We start from the raw sequence: 17,141 nt of genomic DNA on the forward strand, positions 1-17,141 counted from the left end.
GGGAAACCCCCGTCCGCCTGCCCCGCATCTGCGATGGGCGTATCCGGACCGCTCGGCTCCTACGCGGACTTCCGTTGCTGTTTGGAGGACTTCCTTGCAGCAGCCTCCTTGGCCGGCTTCTTACCAGCGATCGGCATCAGCATTTCCTTCTGACCTGACGACGCCTTCTTCGGCTTCTTCCCCGGCTTCTTCGATTCGGTCTGGGCGGCTTCCCTGCCGACGCTCCGGCGCAGCGCCTCCATCAGATCGACGACGTTGCCCGCTGGGGGCCGCTCCTTCGGCGTGATCGGCTTGCCGGCGCGCTTCTGGTTGATGAGTTCGACCAGCGCGGATTCGTAGTGATCCTCGAACTTCTCGGGATCGAAGCGCCCCGCCTTCTGGTTCACGATGTGCTTCGCCAGGTCGAGCATGTCCTTGGTGACCTTCACGTCCTGGATCTCGTCGAAATATTCCTGCTCGCTCCGCACCTCGTAGGGGTAGCGCAGCAGCGTGCCGACCAGTCCCTTGTGCAACGGCTCCAACCCGATGATGTGCTCGCGGTTGGTCAGCACGACCCGTCCGATCGCGACCTTGTCCATCTCGCGGATGGTCTCCCGGATCACCGCAAAGGCGTCGTGCCCGACCTTGCCGTCTGGACGGATGTAGTAGGGGCGGATCAGGTAGCGGGGGTCGATGTCGGCTTTGTCGACGAACTCGTCGATCTCGATGGTGCGCGTCGACTCCAGCGCGATCTCCTCGAGTTCCTCCTTGGTCACCTCGATGTACTGACCCTTGTCGAGCTCGTACCCTTTGACGATGTCCTCGTTCGGCACCTCGTCGCCGGTGTCCGCGTCCAACTTGAGGTACTTGATGCGGTGGCCCGTCTGCCGGTTGAGCTGGTTGAACGAGATCTTCTCGGACTCGGAGGTGGCCGGGTAGAGCGCCACTGGACATGTGACGAGCGAGAGTCTCAGAAATCCTTTCCAGTTGGCTCGGGGCGCCCATGTACGCAGAACTCCGTTGGAGGCGGCCTGGATTCAAGACGAACGACAGATGCCAGTTCCGACAGGCCAGCCTTTCTGGGCGAAGATTCATCCGCACGGTCCCTCGCCGCCAGCGGAATCCAACTGATGCCCATTGGCTCATGCGGAACAAATGAAGAACATGAGAGCATGTCCGCCGCTTCCGAACCTGCTGCGCCCGCCGATGGCGATCTTGAACTCGCCGCCGACCAGGCCATCGAAGCCTGCGGCGGAGACCCCCGCGAGACGGTCAAGGCGTTGTTGATCGCCATCGACTTTCTCGAGGCCGAGGCCAACGAGCTGCGCGCGGCGGTCTCGAAAGGATATTCACGCGGGCGACATGGCGCGCAACGCGAACGCAAGGAGTGACTGCGATGGACGTCACGTACTATGTGGCACTGCCGTTCGTCATGGCGGACGACGGGGTGGCGGCCGGTGAGGCGGTGGAGTGCCTGAGCGCCAACGCGGCCGTCATGCGCGCTGAAGCGCTCTCGCGGAAACCAGGTTGCGCCGTCGCCGTCGCCTTTTCTCGGACAGGAGACCCGTCAAGCGGCGATTTCAGCGACGCCAAACTGATCCGGAAGTTCGGCGAGGTGCCGGACGACCTGAGCACTATGTGACCGGCACGAGCCGATCATTCCTCGCCCGGGGTGGCGGCATCGCCCGACTCGAGCAGGTTCAGCGCGGTCTCGATCTGCGCGAGTAGGCGCTCGATTTCCTCGCGTTCGTTCGGCCCGGTACCGCTCTCCAGTCGCTCCATGAGCGCCTGCTTCCGCGCAAGCAGGTTTGCGACAGCCGACACATCGCACCTCCCCATGTTTGGCATCTACAAGGGAGTTGGTGCGGCCGTGACGAACTTGCCAGTCCCGATTCTGCGAGGTCCGGACCTGCCCCTGCCTTCCGGACCGCTATTTCGCGGGCGGCCGCAGCGGGCCGCCCGCCCACAGTGCGGGCAAGGCTTCCGGATTGGATGCTGCAGCGACATTTGGCTTCCCCCACCTCGGTCAGCGTAGTGCCCTTTGCCGGGCGGGCACAAGCGATCTCTTGACGTGAGCCTCGTCGACCATCGAAGATCGGCATTCGGTGATGTTGTGGGGTGGCGTCATGGAAGAGTTCTACAGTGGCTTCGCGCAGCGGGCGCGGGATCTGGCGGAGAAGGCCGACCCGTTCACCAGGCGGCGGCTTCTCGATCTGGCCCAAAGGTACGAGCTCAAGAGCAGACCGGGATCGAGCTACGGACGGCCCACGCCCCCCACGCGCGCGACCCCGCCCACGGTGCTCTTCTCGGGCTCCGGCGAAGCCTGACACCGGGGGCCTGCTTTCGCCCCGCGAAGCGCGGTTTCCAGACGATTGGCCAGTCAAACCTAGGCACAATGTAACGAAATTCCCTTGGACCAAATTGGCGCTTGCGGCTATCTCACGGTACTTAGCGGCCCTCACTCTTCGGGTAATCCGGCCTTCCGGAGCCCCTCAATGATCCGCTGATACTGGGCGAGGAAAACCGGATTGTCTGACCAGTCCTCATTGGCAAATTTCCGCACCGTGTAATTTGGCATTTGCTTATTCAGCTCGGCTATCGCGGCACGGGCGTCATTTTTCTGCCCCTTCCAGCCGTAGGCCGAGATCAGGTCGATATAAACAAACCCAGCCGGATTAGTCGCGATCGACCTGCTACACCAGTCGATCGCCTCGTTATCGTGACCCAGATGCGTATGTGCGTGACAGATATAGAATAGCCAGACGTTCAGGAGCGGATCGCGCGGACTCAACTGGATGGCGGTCTCGATCGGGGCGAACGACTGCTCCGCTTGTCCCACAAAGAGCTTGGTAAAACCGCTCGCAGCATAGGCGTCCGCGAGATTGCGGTCGAAATTGATAGCTGTCTCGAACTCAGCGAGTGCCTGCCCAAATTGTTTCCGCGCCCACAAGATCCAACCCTTGGTATCGTGTGCCAGCGCATTGCCAGGCGAATTCGAGAGGACCCGTCCCACCGCTTCATCGGCGCGCGTGAGGTCGGCGGCGGGAGCATCGCTAAAGCGGCCGTTTACTGCTACGAGAAGCGTGCTCGCCAGGCCATGCAGTGCCTCGGGAGATTGAGGATTGATGCGCAATGCCCGCTCGAACAGCATCCGCGCTTCGGCCAGTTGCTGACGGGATCGCGGCCGGTAGTAGGCGGCCCAGCCCCGCATGGCGAGGTCGACGGCGTCAGGATTGTCGGGATGCTCACGCTCTGCGCGCTGGCTTTCCGCCCTGATCAGTTCCAGGTTGAGGGTGCCGGCGATGCGAGCGGTGACCTCGTTCTGCATCTTGAAGATGTCCGCGCGATCCTTGTCGAACCGATCGGCCCAGATGTGTGCACCGGTTTCGGCGTCAATCAGCTGTGTATTTACTCGGACTTGGTCTCCATCGCGCCGCACGCTGCCCTCCAGGACGTAGCGCACATTCAACTCGCGGCCGACCTGTTTGATGTCTACGGGCTTTCCCTTGAAGGTGAACGCGGTGTTGCGGGCGATCACGAAGCTACCTGAAACTCGTGATAAGTCAGTAGTCAGATCATCGGTGATCCCGTCCGCGAAGTATTCTTGATCGGGATCGCTGCTCAAGTTCGCGAAGGGCAACACAACAATCGAGAAGCGTGGCGCGGAGGTTGCGTGAGTGATCGTAGCAATGCTCTTGGCGTTGTTCGAAGCATTTGAGGCCGATGAGGGGATGCCAGAGCTCGGTCGAAACCACCAAGCGGCTGCTGTGACACCGCCGACGACTGCCAGGGCGATCGCAGCGCCAGCCCAAAGATGTCTGCGTGGCGTCGACCTTAGGGCGGCAGGGCCCTCCGGAGGTACCGGAAGACTACCCAGAACATCGGGCTGCAAGGCGAAGACGTGCACGGGATGGGCGATGTTTTTAAGGTTCTGCTCGCCCAGATCGGCGAACTCGACGCCTACCTTGCCCCGCACTTGATCGTAGGCAGAGGACGAGACGCAAATGCCGCCCGGTTCTGCGATGCTCTCAAGCCGCGCCGCGATATTGACGCCATCTCCAAAGATGTCGTGCGGCTCGATGATCACGTCTCCGATATTGACGCCCACACGGAAGGCAATATGCCCGTCTTCCACCTCACCGATCGTAAGTGCCTTAATTTGGACTTGAAACTGCACAGCAGCTCGGACCGCTTCAACTGCGCTGGGAAACTCGGCCAGGAGCCCGTCTCCGGTATTCTTCACGGTGCGCCCGCCATGCTCGGCGATTGCCGGGTGAATAATCTCGGTCAAGAGCGCGGTTAGCCTGGCGTGCGTAGCTTCTTCGTCGCGATGCATGAGCCGCGAATAGCCAGACACGTCAGCGGCCAATATCGCCGCCAACCTGCGCTCGACCCGGACTGGCCGCTCTTGCACCATGGCCCGAAATCCAACTCAGCACATTTGTACGACGGATCACACGGCAGCGCCAACGCGCTTTGACGGAACGCCCCCATCCAGAGCTCATGTCGCTCGTTGCCACTAGCTTGAAGTGTCAGTCGCGCTGACGGATGTCTGCTCGGGATGTGCGAACAAAGATTTGGAAGGGAATGTCCGCCTCTGGCCCATCAGCGAAGTAACGCCCTGTCTGATGGAGGTCCCCTTATTCGGGCATAGCGGACTAAACTTGCTCACCCTGAGTTCTTCGCATTTTGACCCCACAGCAGTCATTCCCAGGAATGCGGGGCCGCTCGAAGCGGGGCAACGGCCGGAACTTTCCAGCCAAAGGTGGGAGGGACGTGATACTATCTCCGCTACCTGCGGTGATCCGCAAAGGGAATCCCACGGGAGGGAAACCCAAATGGCTTCGGATCAGGTCAAGCGCAAACTCGCCGCTATTCTCGCCGCCGATATTGCTGGTTATAGCAGGTTGATGGGTGCAGATGAGGCCGGCACGCTGGCCCGCCTGAAGGAGTGTCGGCGCGAGCTGATCGACCCCAAGAACAAGCAATATCGCGGTCGCCTCGTGAAAACGACGGGCGATGGTATGCTCATTGAGTTTCCAAGCGTCGTGGATGCGGTAAGTTGCTCGATCGAGGTCCAGCAGGGCATGCGCGAACGCAATGCCCATATCCCTCCGGAGAAACGCATAGAATTCCGCATCGGGATCAACCTTGGTGATGTGATTATCGAGGGGCGCGACCTCTATGGCGATGGGGTTAACATTGCTGCTCGACTGGAGGGTCTAGCGGAGCCGGGCGGCATCTGCATATCGCAGACCGTCCTCAATCACGCTCGCGGCAAGGTCGCCTTCGAGGTCGAGGATCTGGGCGAACAGCAGCTCAAGAACATCTCCAAACCGGTCCGCGCTTACGCTATATGCGCGGGAGCGCATCGCGCGCCGACCGAGCGGCTAAGTGCGGCTCCTCCACTTCCGGAAAAGCCTTCCATAGCCGTGCTGCCGTTCGAGAACATGAGCGGCGACCCCGAGCAGGAATATTTTGCCGACGGCATGGTCGAGGATATCATCACCGAGCTCTCGCGTATCCGCTGGCTTTTCGTGATCGCCCGCAATTCGAGCTTCACCTACAAGGGGCAACCCGTCGATGTGAAGCAGGTCGGGCGCGAGCTAGGCGTTCGCTATGTGCTCGAGGGCTCGGTGCGCAAAGGCGGCAACCGGATCCGGATCACCGGACAGTTGATCGATGCGCTTACAGGCGTGCATCTCTGGGCCGAGCGCTACGACCGCGATCTCAGCGATATCTTTGCAGTGCAGGATGAGATTGCGGCGAGCGTCGCCGCGGTTATCGAGCCGGCACTGGCAGCCGCCGAGCAACAGCGCGTGCTGCGCAAACCACCGGAACGGCTGGACGCCTGGGAGGCCTATCAGCGCGGCCTTTGGCACTTCCACCAATACCGGCCTGAGGAGAACAAAACCGCGTTGGCCTTCTTCAGCCAAGCTATCGCGCTCGATCCGAATTTCGCTCCCGGCCATTACGGATATGCGCTGGCTCTCCAGTGGGATATCTGGCACTTCTCGACCCGCCCCTTCTTGGAGGTTCAAGGAAGGGCGCGTGAAGAGGCGCACATCGCCGTATCGCTCGACGACAACGATGCGACGGCGCATGCCGTGTTGGCACACATGATGATGTGGGGCAGCGAATGGGAGGCGGCGATCGCCGAAGCGCGCATTGCGGTTGCCCTCAATCCAAATAGTGCCTTTGTTATCAGCATGCTTGGTTGTGTACTCGGGTTCGGCGGCTATCGAGAGGAAGCACTCGAGAGGCTGCAGCAAGCAATCCGTGCCAGCCCACATGATCCCCTGATTTGGCTTTGGTCGGTCTGGCGTGGGGCTTTGCAGTTTCTTTCGCGCGATTTCGTCGCTGCGCTGCAGACGTGGCGCCAAGTCGTTCGCCTGCGTCCGAGTTATGCTACCGCTTACGAATACATCGCCGCGTCGCTCGCTTATCTCGGGCAATTGGATGAAGCGCGCGAAACGCTGGAACGTATCCCCCCGCAATCGACGGAGCAGCTTCAGCGTTGGCAGCAAAGGCCCCCCTGGATGCGGCCCGAGGACTATGCCCTCCGGGTCGAAGGTGTCCGCCTCGCAGCCGGAGTGCGGGGATGAGTGCGACGCCGCGATCCGAATCCTCTCTGAGCGACTTTCAGGCGGCGCGTCAGTGACGTCTTGAAGGTCTGCAAATCGCGGATGCGAACGGGGCTGTCGACTTCCGTTATTGCCCCCTTTCGGACATCGGTCTAACCGGAATGCGAGGCAGTCGGCCATTTCTAGTGTTAGGTAAGAGCGCACAGCTCGTTTGTCTGGCGGATGAGCGGGCCTAGCCGGAAAAGCCGGTCAAAAGTCGGTTGCATTCGGCAGCAACCTTCTCGTTTGGCAGTCGCCCCTCCGCATCGCGCGAGAATTCCGGTTTCAGGCGGTTGAGGAAGAACATTTCGAGCAGGCGATGGTGCTTCGTTTCAATGGCGCCTCTCGGCTCGAGATCGAAGAGTGACCTCACATGTCCGGCGGCCGTCTCCGAGATATTGATCCGGCCAGGAGCGCCATTCGTCTCCATGAGCGCCGCAGTGTTCACCGCATCGCCCCAGATGTCGAATGTAAACTTCCGCCGACCGACCACGCCCGAAATGACCGGCCCGGTATGGACGCCGACGCGCAGGTCGAGCGACGGCAATCGCATCTTGTCGCGTTGCGCCTTTATGCGGGCGACGGCGCCTTGAATTTCGAGCGCCGCGAGGCAGGCATCGAAAGGATGCCGGCGATTGGCCGCCGGCACGCCGGCCACAGCCATGTAGGCATCGCCGATCGTCTTAAGCTTTTCGAGCCCATGGCGCGTCACGATCTCATCGAAAGCAGTGAAATATTGGTCGAGCAGTCCGATCAGGGCGACCGGCTCGACACGCTCTGTCAGCAAGGTGAACCCCTTGAAATCAGCAAACAGGATAGTGGCCGAGGGGACGTATTTCGGCTGGACCTTGCCATTCGCCTTAAGCTCGTCGGCAATCGATACGGGCAGTATATTGGTGAGCAGTTCTTCGGTGCGTGTCTTCTCGGCGGCAATATCCTTCCTCGCCTGATCTAGATCCTTATTTGCCCGGTCAAACTCGATAAGGTTTCTCCGCAGCTCCAGCTGCGTTATCACCTGATGCGATAGACGGCGTAGCGATTCAGCCTGTTCGAAGGCAAGCTGGCGCGGTTCGAAATCCATGACACACAGTGTCCCAAGCGCATATCCTTCGCCGGTGACAAGCGGCATGCCACAATAGAATTTGAAGTACGGCTCCCCTGTAACAAATGGAATTCTGCTGAAGCGCGGATCTTGCCTGAGATCGGGCGCCACGACGAGTTCGGTGCCGCAAACCGTCTCCGCGCAGAAGGCAATTTCGCGCGGGCACTGGTGGAAATCCGGCGGCAAACCATACTTGGCCTTGAGCCAAAGGCGATCGTCGTCCATCAAGCTGACATAGGCCACCGGACACTGACAAATCTGGGCGGCCAGTTCACCAACTTCGTCATATGCGATGTCCGGCGCGGTATCGAGGATATTGAGCGCGCGAACGGCAGCAAGCCGTTCGGGCTCGTTGGCAGGTATTGGGAATGACATCTTGACCCTCCCGCAATCGGGCTGACACGTTCACTCCGAGGATTAGGGGCGCCTTGGGTAGTGATCCTACCTCCTTGACGACCGCTTTGGTAAGCCCACGCAATTCGAGGCCGAAAGCGTCGTTAGTCCGAACAAAGAGGAATCAACCCGCCACCCGGCTTTGCGGCAGGTCTGCATTTGGCCCGTGACTGACCTTAGCTCAGAGCGCGGCGACGGCCACTTCCGGGAGGTGAGCCGACCAAGGTCTTGCAAGCTGCCGAGGGCTGCCTTTGACCCGATGACGAAGTTCGGTTTGGCTCAGATATGGTCTGCTGATCGGGGCAAACCGGAAGTGACACGCCGCCATTCAAACCGGCGCTGTTGGCCCAAACGCGACATGGATGACCGAACATTAGGGCAAGTCGCTCGGCATGCCGTGAGCGCCTTTCTAAAGGGAGAATTGCTGTCCCAATTTTCAATGGCCGTGTCGTCGCGCTGTGACATGGATTTTGTGCCTCGGTTGCTAAAACGCGTGCATTCGTGGATGAAAATCTAGACTACATTCGGTCGATCCAAGTCCCTGCTATTGACAGACCGGACTTGGTTGAGACGCGTGTCGGAATGCCTACCGGTACGAGGTCATCCGATGACATTAAACCCAAATCGACAGCCTGATCCTTCGAGCCGTCACCAAAATGCGGTGAGGGCCATCGGCGCATGCAGGCGTTTTTCCAGGGAAGGAAAGGTCATGAACATCAAGCGAACTGCGTTCGGCTTTCTCACAGTCGCGAGCCTCATCGGGGCCGCTATGCTTCTGCCAAACGTTGGCAAGGCTCAGGATGCAAAAGTAAAGACGGCAATGGAGCTTCTGGAGTCGAAGGCGAATAAGCTAGGTCCACCTAAGATCGATGGGACCGACACCGTCGCGGGCAAGCAAGTCCCTGCAATCTTTTTTGGCTCTACAAAGATGAACAACCAATTCGATTTGGTCGACGAAGTGGTTAAGGAGGCTCAGGGAACGGCCACCATATTTGTGAAAAACGGCGAGGAGTATGTTCGCGTCGCCACGAACGTCAAGAAGGATGACGGCTCGCGAGCAGTCGGAACCGTTCTCGATCCCAAGGGCAAGGCGATCGAGTCCATCAAGCGAGGTGAGGCGTTTTATGGAGAGGTAGACATTCTAGGTAAGCCCTACATCACGGGCTACAAGCCGATCCATGATGCATCAAAGAGTGTGATCGGTATCTACTACGTGGGATACATGAAGTAGAGGCCACGCTCCTTCTCGAAGCATCAGCCTCCTCGCGGATTTTGGAACTTGCTGGGATCGCAATTCGGGCGGCCCCAGCGAGAGTGAAGCCAACCCGAGGGTCATGACTAATGGTTTGCCGCGCCAACGCGCGACTTATTTCTTCTTGTGGCCCATCGGCGAAGTGGCGGCACCTCTCATGGATGTCCGCTCAGTGGGGTAGGCCGGACTCGATTTGCTCACTTTGAGTTCTTCGCATTTTGACCCTAAGGCGACCTCGGCGTCCCATCGTAGGTCCGCTTTGCGCCGATACTGTTGAAAGTCACTTTGCGCTGAGGGAGAATTCTTAAGCCCCGCCAATGCGTCCTTGCAAAGACGTGGGGCCGCATCAATTCGTGTAGTTGCCGCCAGCGATCTTCGTATTGGTTCTGGGGTGGATTTCAGCGCCTAGAGTCGCCACTGCCAAGCCCGTACGAGAATTTCGCGTTCGTTCAGATTTTGAGTTTTTCAACAGAATCCGCCCTAAGCAGCCGTTTCGGTGACGCCACCTTTTTGCGCGTCTCGGACTAGCCAGGGAGATTGACGAGTACACTGCCTAATTTGGGGTGACCGCCTGAAGGCCATGACATTCGAACAGCTCGAGTGCTCCCTTTCCCTTCAGTTCCACCAGTCCGCAGCTGCGTCCCGCGCAACAGTGCCGGACCTGGGCCCAGGCTGCTGCACTCATGAGGATAGATCCTCCCTGGGCATGCGAGGTGATACGGGCAGCGGTGTTGACGGTATCTCCCCACAAATCGAACAGATATTGACGCCGGCCCATGATGCCGGCGACCACTGGGCCGGTATGAATCCCCACACGGATCGTCCAGCCGGGCTTGAGCCTCTGTGAGGTCTCGATCATCGCCCCCGCACAGCGTACGGCGGCGAGCACACCGTCCTCCATTGGTCTAAGCAGCCCGGCGGTGGCAAAGAATGCATCCCCAATGGTTTTGATCTTTTCCATCGCTTGCGCATCGACGATGTCTTCAAACGAATCAACAAGACCGCGAAGTTCAGATACGACCTGCTCCGCAGGATGGCTGTCGCAGTACTTCGTAAATCCAACGATGTCGCCGAATAGTACCGTCACGCCTTCCACGCGACGGGGCTTGACCTCGTTCGTCGCTTTCAACTCGGCCAAGGCACTTGGCGGCAGGATGGCTTGCAGCAACTGATCGGCGCGGCGTCTCTCGCGCTGGATCTCTTCGCGGTAGTAGGCCTCGCGGTCTCGTAGGCGCTTCTTCTCAAGGCATGCGCCGACCCGCGCACCGAGAATGACCGGGTTGAACGGCTTCAGAAGATAGTCGTCGGCGCCAAGTTCGATACCGCGGACCACGCTGTCAACGTCGTCCACCGCAGAAATCATGATGACGCGCATTTCCCGTAAAGCGGGCTGCGCCTTAACTTGCTCCAGGACCTCATGACCATTCATTCTTGGCATCATGACATCGAGGAGCATGAGATCCACGGCCTGCTCGGAAAGCACTGACATGGCCTCGACGCCATCCGCGGCAGTCAGCACCGTCTCATAGCCAAGGTGTCGCAATCTCCGCACGAGCAGATAACGATTATCCTCGTTGTCATCGACGATCAGTATCGTCGGCAAAGGCTCGTTCATGCCCTCGCCCTCAGAAGAGCCTCGATCCGATCCAGCAGACGCGGAAAGTCGGTTGGCTTCGCAATGAAATCATTGCACCCGGCCGCGAGCGCTCGCTCGCGATCCTCCGGCATCGCGTGCGCGGAGAGGGCGACAATAGGGACGGCCGCGGTTTCCGGCGCAGCGCGCAACTGGCGCGTAACCTCCCAGCCGTCGAGGACCGGTAGTCCGAGATCCATCAGAATCAGGTCCGGGACGTGGCTCCTGGCCTGCGCCAGGCCCTCCGCGCCGTCGCGTGCAACGAGCACCTCGTAGCCCTTTCGATGCAATCGGCGGGACACCATGTAAATGTTGTCTTCGTTATCCTCGATGTACAGGATCTTAGCCATGGCTCTTGGCTCGCCGTTGCAGTCCATTGATGGGAATCTTGCGCATGAGGAGGTCGTGGATTCTCGTCAGCAACTCGTCGCGGGTGCAGCCCGCCTTGGATACGAACTCGACAATTCCGCTATTGAACCGTTCACGATCCGCCTCGCTCAGGTCGTTGGCGGTCATCACGACGACGGGAATGTTCTCGAATGCCGCGTTGCTGCGGAGTTCCTCGATGAACTCGAACCCGTCCATCTCCGGCATCATCAGATCGAGCAGGATCAGACTCGGCCTGCGCTCGGCAAGTCGCTTCAAGCCCTCTCGACCATTTTCGGCTTCGACGATTCGCCATCCCTCGGCGGCAAGTCTTGATGCCAAGAGTCGCCGCGTCCGTTGGTCGTCCTCGACGAGAAGAATATCCTTTCCCGACGGACTTCCGCTGAGATGGTGCAGGACTGCCCGGAGCCTGGTCCAATCGATCGGCTTGGTGATGTACTCGCTGGCGCCCAGCGCATAGCCCTTGCTGCGCTCATCGACGATGGTCAGCATGATCACGGGAATCGAAACCAGCTCCGGCTTTGACTTGAGCTCTCTGAGCACGTGCCAGCCGTCGAGCTCGGGCATCAACACATCCAGGGTGATCAGTGAGGGGCGAAGTTCGCGCGCGAGCTGCAGCCCCTCCCGTCCTCCGCGTGCGGTCAGGACGTCAAAACCCTCTTTGCTGAGGAAGCGACGCATGACATCCAGCGCATCGAGATCGTCGTCGATGACAAGCACCCGCGGGAAACCGTCCATCATCCGCCTAGGCGAGCCGCCCTTCGCGACCGACGAAATCTCGGCGCGCTGTGTTGCCGCATGGACGGCTTGATCGGGCAGACGAACGGTGAAGACGGCTCCGCGGCCGGGCATGCTGGTAACGGTGATTTCGCCGCCCATGGCCCGACACAAGCGCTGGCTGATCGCCAGACCAAGCCCCGAGCCGCCGTATTTGCGGGTCGTCGAGCTATCGGCCTGAGAGAACTCCTGAAAGAGCCGCCCAAGTTGCTCCGCCGTCATCCCGATGCCGGTGTCGGCCACGATGAAGACCACCCATCCGGTTGATCCGTCCGTCTCGCGCGCAACTGTTAAGCGTATCTCGCCGCTTTCCGTGAATTTGCAGGCATTGCTCAGCAGATTCAGAAGCACTTGGCGCACGCGGGTCGAGTCCGCCCGCATCACACCAATATCCGCAGGACATTCGACGACGAGCTGGTTGCGATTCCTGTCGGCGATCGACTGGGTGGTCTTCGCAAGCTCGCCGATGAGGGGTGCGATATCGAGCTCCTCCAGGTACAGATCGAGCTTGCCGGCCTCGATCTTGGACAAGTCGAGAATATCGTTGATCAACATGAGAAGATGTTTGCCGGCCCGTACGATGCGGCCAATGGGCTCGGCAAGAGCGTTGTCGCGCTCCTCCTGCGTTTCCTCATAGAGCATCTCGGCTATACCAATGATGGCGTTGAGCGGCGTTCGAAGTTCGTGGCTCATATTTGCCAGGAACTGGCTCTTTGTTCGGTTTGCCGCCTCTGCCTCCTCCCGCGCGTGCTCGAGCTCAATCTGGCGGCGCTTGAGCTCGGTGATGTCGGTGTAGACGAATACCGTGCCCCTATCATGCGTCTTACGCTGGGTAACTCGCACCCAGAGATCATTCCGGTATGAAATCTCGGCGACACTATACGGTGCGGAATGCTGCCTTAGGCGTTCCTCAATCCAGTCCTCCGCGGGACGTCCATTCAAATCGGCCACAGAACGCGTAACTGCTGCCTCGAGGATCTCGCGAAAGCTTGTCCCGGGCTGGAAGAGGTCTGCCCGGTGAGGGTAGATCTCGCGTACGCGCTCGTTGCACACCACGATGCGGTCATCGGCATCATAGAGGACGAAGCCATCGGAGATGGTTGCAATTGCTGCCGCGAGCGTCTTGCGCTCGTGCTCTCGTTCGGCAGTCAACCGGTCCCGCTCTTTGAGGGTGTCGCGGAACATTGCCAGCGTCCTTGCCATGGCACCGATCTCGTCACGGCCCACGTCGGGAATCGGAACTGCCACGTCCCCAGCGTTAAGGCCGTCGATCGCCACCACAAGCCGCCCGAGCGGAAGCGTGATCGAGCGTAGTAAGAAGAAGGTCAGTAGGGCTCCCATAATTACAACTGCCACTGCGATCCCTTGCGTGATACGCGTCGCAGTGGCGACATCCGCAACTGCGCGATCGCGGGCTGCTGCTGCCTCATTGGTTAATTCGGTTACGATCGATCTTAGAAGTTCATCGACGACCGCACTGTGTTTTCGCGCCTGCGCCAGGAGAGAATTGCCCATCACTCGGCGATCGGCGGTGTACTCCTCAACGGCATCAGCGGCGAATTTCTGGAACTGAGCGAGCTCCTCACGAACGGAGGCGATGCGATCAGGCTTCCGCGTCGCTAGTTGATCGAGAAGATGCTCCATTCGGCTCTGAGCTTCCGCGGCGTTTCTTTCCGAGAGCGTCAGCATGCTAACGGCGAGGTCGGTCAACCAATAGCGCAGCTCTCCGAATGCGATGCGCGCGCCATTCGCCTGTTCGATGACGCCGATCAAATCGGAGACTTGAGCGACGGCCGCTGAATTGTCCACGAGCTTGCGCGTCAGATAGATATTCATTCCCAGGATAACGAGCAGCAGTGCGCTCGACAGAAGAATGATCCGAGTTCGGATATTCAGTCGGGCCATCGTCGCGTGCCTTGCATTTGGAGCTGGGCTATCGGTAGAGGATGATGCTGATAACGCCGCCCAGCTCATCCAATTTCGCGCCTTCCTTCGGGTAGCCTGTTATGTCGACTTCGCCTTTTGGTGAACCATGGCAAGCCAGGCAGGTTTCATCATAGTATTGCGGCACCATGACTCGGAATGCTGCGCGTCCGCCCGTTTCGACAGCCGCAGAATAGGCGTGGTCGCGCGGCCAGTTTGGCGCGAGCAGTTTTGATTTTATGACATTGGTCTCCCACGCGTCTGGACGTGCCTTTCGGTTGCGGATGCGATCGGGCGGTCCCGTGACTTTCACTTCAGCCTCCCCCTTTGCTTTGCGGGCAAAGGCTTCGTTGACGAGGCGCGCGAACACCGCCGGGATGAACCCCTTGAACCCTGTCCCCTTCGCGTTGATCGTTGTCTGATTTGCGTCCATGACCTCGACGATCGCGTCCATTTGGGCGCGGAGAAGCCGGCCATGTCGGGAGGCGGGGTCGACTGCTGCGGCATCGACGCCGGTTGCCCTGCGATAGATTTCGCGAGTCTGTTCCAGCAGCGTCTCGCCGCTAAGGCCCTTGTCGCCGAGCTTTGGATCATCGATCCGGTCCTGCTCGCGGGAGATGACGGTTTCGCCAGCGACCAGCATGTCGGCCAGGCTCTTGCCTATTGACAGATCCTCGCCGTCGGGGGCTGCGTAGATCACCGGTGCCGGAATTGTGCCCATGGATATGAGGGCCACCGTCAGTTTCATCCACCAATGCCTCGACCGGACCATCGCTTTGCCTCGCGTTTACTGAGCGCGTACGGGTCAGCCCTCAATCGCAGCCATCACCTTCGCCGGGGTGAACGGGACCGAGCGCAACCGCACGCCAATGGCGTCGAACAGCGCGTTCGAGATCGCGGACGGCACGATCGTGGTTGCAGGCTCGCCCGCGCCCCACGGCTTTTCATTCGGACGATCGATGAGCTCGACGATGACATCCGGTACCTCGGCGAAGGTGAGGATTGGGTATGTCGCCCAATGCAGGCTCGTCACCGCCGAGCGATCAAAGAGAACTTCCTCTTTCAACGTGCGGCTGACGGTCTGGATGATGCTTCCCTCGATTTGATTTGTCACCCCGTCGGGGTTGATGACCTGCCCGCAATCGTGCGCGACGAAGAACCGCTCCACCCGGATTTCCCCGGTCCTGCGGTCTACCGCAATCTCGGCGACCGCGCCTACATAGGTCCGGACCAAGTCATACATGAGGTAGCTGATGCCTCGTCCGGTCACGACATCACCCTTGATGTCTTTCCGAGGAGAGGGGCGTCTCTCCCAGTTCGCGAGAGCGGACAAGCGTTGCAGGAGCTCTGCGCCTCGCCGGTCATTGAGATGCTTCAAACGAAAATCCAGCGGATCTGCGCTGATGGACGCGGCCAACTCGTCTAAGAAGCACTCGTTCGCGAAGGTGCTCTGCAGACGACCAGGCGACCGGATCCAAGACGCGCGAAGCGGCGTCTCGCCAAGCAAATGTGCCACTGTCTTGACGTTTGGAAAGGCGTAGGGGAGTGCGAGATTGCGATTGTTAAACTTGGGGAGCTGCAACACAGTCGTCCCTGGCAGATTGGCGTGTGTTGCCGCGAGCAGCGGAACTGGTCCGAAACCATGATCGGGTAGAAAGAATTCCGACTCCCACGCGATAGTCTTTCCTTCGTCGTCAATCCCCGCGCGCATGTCGATTAGCATTGGCGGACCTTTCGGGTCCCAGCCGTGCTCGTCTGCCCGCATCCATTGGACGCGCACGGGTCTTCCTCCCACTGCACGGGACAGAAGCGCGGCGTCGCCGGCCGCGTCTTCGTGTCCGTTTCGACCGTAACAGCCCGAACCTTCGATGTAGAGGCAGCGCACATCGTCGAGGGACACCGCCATCATCGCGGCCAGTTGATTTCTGAGCCAGTGTGTCGCCTGCGAGGCACTCCAGCACGTGATTTTGCCGTCGTTGATCTCGACCACCGCGCAAGACGGGCCGATCGAGCCATGCGTGTGGATCGCGAAATCGTAGGTTGCCGAGATGCGTTTCGGCGCATCACGCAGCGCCTTGGCGCTGTCACCAACACTGGAGGTAACCTGATCGCTATTGATCTTGGTGGCGCGAACATGCTCCCAGAGGTGCGCGCGCTCTGGCAGTTCTTCCCATTTTGACCAGGTCGCCTTCAACTTGCGCGCGGCTTGAATGGCGCCCCATTCGGTTGCCGCTACGACGCCAAGGAAGTTGCGTTCGCGCACCACCTTCACAAGACCCGGAACGCCGTTTGCCGAAGAATCGTCGACATCCTCAAGTTTGGCGCCGATCGCCAAGGGACGAATTACGCGGCCATGCAGCATGCCCGGGACGCGGAAATCCTGCATGTACATGAATTGTCCCGTCGCCTTTGCCGGAATATCGAGACGTGGCACAGACTTACCTACAATTGTGTACGACGCCGGGTCCTTTACCGGCGCGTCCTTATCGACCTTCAGCGAGAAGGTCCTGCCGCCGATGAGATCGGCATATGAAATGCTCCTGTCTCTGCTCTTGATTGTACCGGCCTCGATCCGCAACTCGGTCGCCGGGACGCTGAGGTGCCCGGCGGCCATTTCAACGAGCGCCTTTCGCGTCGTCGCCGCCGCCTTCCGGATCTGCATCCCGCCCATCTGGATCGAGATGCTGCCCCAAGTGGGACCTTGGTCCGGCGTCAGCGCTGTGTCGCCCTGGATGAGCCTTACTCGGTCAAGCGGCACGTCGAGCTCTTCGGCCGCGATCTGCGTCAGCGCAGTACGCAATCCGGTCCCGAGGTCTACCTTGCCGGTATAGACGGTGACCTGTCCGTCGGCATCGATCGACAGAAATCCGTCGACCTCGTCTGATGCGATAGTCTTCTTCGGCGCGCCACTCTGCTCCAAAGCGGAGCAAGCCGTTTCTGCGAGCGTGAAGCTGACGAGCAGCACGCCGCCGGTCTTCAGTATCTGACGACGGGTGGAGACGAAATTCAGCATCTCTGCCTCTTTTGTCCTATGCCCTCCGGACCATCGCTCTGTCACACAGTTACTGAGCG

14 protein-coding genes are annotated in these 17,141 nt (G+C 59.9%); 5 read left to right on the forward strand and 9 right to left on the reverse strand.

From position 1 onward, the window contains the following. Positions 1–59: 59 nt before the first annotated feature. Positions 60–992: a non-homologous end joining protein Ku gene (gene ku / locus BLV07_RS38410; protein ID WP_091896623.1), complete on the reverse strand. Its 933-nt coding sequence runs from the start codon at positions 990–992 to the stop codon at positions 60–62. A gap of 159 nt (positions 993–1,151) precedes the next feature. Between ku and BLV07_RS38415 the strand changes: the two genes are divergently transcribed. Next, positions 1,152–1,370, forward strand: coding sequence for a hypothetical protein (locus tag BLV07_RS38415; protein WP_091896626.1), 219 nt, complete (start codon positions 1,152–1,154; stop codon positions 1,368–1,370). Positions 1,371–1,375: 5 nt separating this feature from the next. Then, positions 1,376–1,621, forward strand: coding sequence for a hypothetical protein (locus BLV07_RS38420; protein WP_091896630.1), 246 nt, complete (start codon positions 1,376–1,378; stop codon positions 1,619–1,621). Positions 1,622–1,635: 14 nt separating this feature from the next. On the opposite strand, the gene BLV07_RS48050 is transcribed toward BLV07_RS38420, so the two are convergent. Continuing rightward, entirely contained in the window at positions 1,636–1,803 is a 168-nt protein-coding gene (locus BLV07_RS48050; protein ID WP_176937125.1) for a hypothetical protein, read from the reverse strand. 302 nt (positions 1,804–2,105) lie between these two features. On the opposite strand from BLV07_RS48050, the gene BLV07_RS38425 reads away from it, so the two are divergent. Further along, a complete protein-coding gene (locus BLV07_RS38425) occupies positions 2,106–2,306 on the forward strand; it encodes a hypothetical protein (protein ID WP_091896751.1) in 201 nt (66 codons plus the stop codon). A 131-nt stretch (positions 2,307–2,437) separates the two neighbouring features. Here the strand turns inward: BLV07_RS38425 and BLV07_RS38430 are convergent, their stop codons facing one another. After that, on the reverse strand, positions 2,438–4,396 hold the full coding sequence (locus BLV07_RS38430) for an adenylate/guanylate cyclase domain-containing protein (protein ID WP_091896632.1): 1,959 nt from the start codon (positions 4,394–4,396) through the stop codon (positions 2,438–2,440). Positions 4,397–4,817: 421 nt separating this feature from the next. Here BLV07_RS38430 and BLV07_RS38435 point away from each other — a divergent pair, with 421 nt between their 5' ends. Then, a complete protein-coding gene (locus BLV07_RS38435; protein ID WP_176946046.1) occupies positions 4,818–6,584 on the forward strand; it encodes an adenylate/guanylate cyclase domain-containing protein in 1,767 nt (588 codons plus the stop codon). A gap of 211 nt (positions 6,585–6,795) precedes the next feature. Here the strand turns inward: BLV07_RS38435 and BLV07_RS38440 are convergent, their stop codons facing one another. After that, positions 6,796–8,079, reverse strand: a complete 1,284-nt coding sequence (locus BLV07_RS38440) for an adenylate/guanylate cyclase domain-containing protein (RefSeq protein WP_091896638.1) — start codon at positions 8,077–8,079, stop codon at positions 6,796–6,798. 727 nt (positions 8,080–8,806) lie between these two features. Here BLV07_RS38440 and BLV07_RS38445 point away from each other — a divergent pair. After that, positions 8,807–9,328 (forward strand): Cache 3/Cache 2 fusion domain-containing protein, encoded by a 522-nt coding sequence (locus tag BLV07_RS38445; RefSeq protein WP_091896641.1) that lies wholly within the window; start codon positions 8,807–8,809, stop codon positions 9,326–9,328. A 574-nt stretch (positions 9,329–9,902) separates the two neighbouring features. Here BLV07_RS38445 and BLV07_RS38450 read toward each other — a convergent pair. The 5 genes from BLV07_RS38450 to BLV07_RS38470 are packed head-to-tail and all read right to left on the reverse strand — an operon-like array spanning position 9,903 to position 17,082. Then, positions 9,903–10,964 carry an adenylate/guanylate cyclase domain-containing protein gene (locus BLV07_RS38450; protein WP_091896644.1) on the reverse strand — a complete coding sequence of 354 codons (1,062 nt, stop codon included), beginning with the start codon at positions 10,962–10,964 and terminating at the stop codon, positions 9,903–9,905. Further along, positions 10,961–11,332: a response regulator gene (locus tag BLV07_RS38455; RefSeq protein ID WP_091896647.1), complete on the reverse strand. Its 372-nt coding sequence runs from the start codon at positions 11,330–11,332 to the stop codon at positions 10,961–10,963. Before BLV07_RS38455 ends, BLV07_RS38450 begins: the two co-directional genes overlap by 4 nt. After that, positions 11,325–14,051, reverse strand: a complete 2,727-nt coding sequence (locus BLV07_RS38460; protein ID WP_176946047.1) for a response regulator — start codon at positions 14,049–14,051, stop codon at positions 11,325–11,327. The genes BLV07_RS38455 and BLV07_RS38460 overlap by 8 nt, the downstream gene beginning before the upstream one ends. Before the next feature lie 28 nt (positions 14,052–14,079). Further along, the gene (locus tag BLV07_RS38465) at positions 14,080–14,817 is read right to left on the reverse strand and encodes a Tll0287-like domain-containing protein (protein WP_244551359.1); all 738 of its coding nucleotides are present in this window, start codon (positions 14,815–14,817) and stop codon (positions 14,080–14,082) included. A 57-nt stretch (positions 14,818–14,874) separates the two neighbouring features. Continuing rightward, a complete protein-coding gene (locus BLV07_RS38470) occupies positions 14,875–17,082 on the reverse strand; it encodes a xanthine dehydrogenase family protein molybdopterin-binding subunit (protein ID WP_091896656.1) in 2,208 nt (735 codons plus the stop codon). Positions 17,083–17,141: the final 59 nt, after the last annotated feature.

This window comes from Bradyrhizobium sp. Rc2d (assembly GCF_900099855.1).
In the GTDB taxonomy this organism is placed as follows: domain Bacteria; phylum Pseudomonadota; class Alphaproteobacteria; order Rhizobiales; family Xanthobacteraceae; genus Bradyrhizobium.

Coding starts and splice junctions, on each gene's coding strand:
- BLV07_RS38415 (WP_091896626.1), top strand. CDS start 1,152: ATGTCCGCCGCTTCCGAACCTGCTGCGCCCGCCGATGGCGATCTTGAA.
- BLV07_RS38420 (WP_091896630.1), top strand. CDS start 1,376: ATGGACGTCACGTACTATGTGGCACTGCCGTTCGTCATGGCGGACGAC.
- BLV07_RS38425 (WP_091896751.1), top strand. CDS start 2,106: ATGGAAGAGTTCTACAGTGGCTTCGCGCAGCGGGCGCGGGATCTGGCG.
- BLV07_RS38430 (WP_091896632.1), bottom strand. CDS start 4,396: ATGGTGCAAGAGCGGCCAGTCCGGGTCGAGCGCAGGTTGGCGGCGATA.
- BLV07_RS38435 (WP_176946046.1), top strand. CDS start 4,818: ATGGCTTCGGATCAGGTCAAGCGCAAACTCGCCGCTATTCTCGCCGCC.
- BLV07_RS38440 (WP_091896638.1), bottom strand. CDS start 8,079: ATGTCATTCCCAATACCTGCCAACGAGCCCGAACGGCTTGCTGCCGTT.
- BLV07_RS38445 (WP_091896641.1), top strand. CDS start 8,807: ATGAACATCAAGCGAACTGCGTTCGGCTTTCTCACAGTCGCGAGCCTC.
- BLV07_RS38450 (WP_091896644.1), bottom strand. CDS start 10,964: ATGAACGAGCCTTTGCCGACGATACTGATCGTCGATGACAACGAGGAT.
- BLV07_RS38455 (WP_091896647.1), bottom strand. CDS start 11,332: ATGGCTAAGATCCTGTACATCGAGGATAACGAAGACAACATTTACATG.
- BLV07_RS38460 (WP_176946047.1), bottom strand. CDS start 14,051: ATGGCCCGACTGAATATCCGAACTCGGATCATTCTTCTGTCGAGCGCA.
- BLV07_RS38465 (WP_244551359.1), bottom strand. CDS start 14,817: ATGAAACTGACGGTGGCCCTCATATCCATGGGCACAATTCCGGCACCG.
- BLV07_RS38470 (WP_091896656.1), bottom strand. CDS start 17,082: ATGCTGAATTTCGTCTCCACCCGTCGTCAGATACTGAAGACCGGCGGC.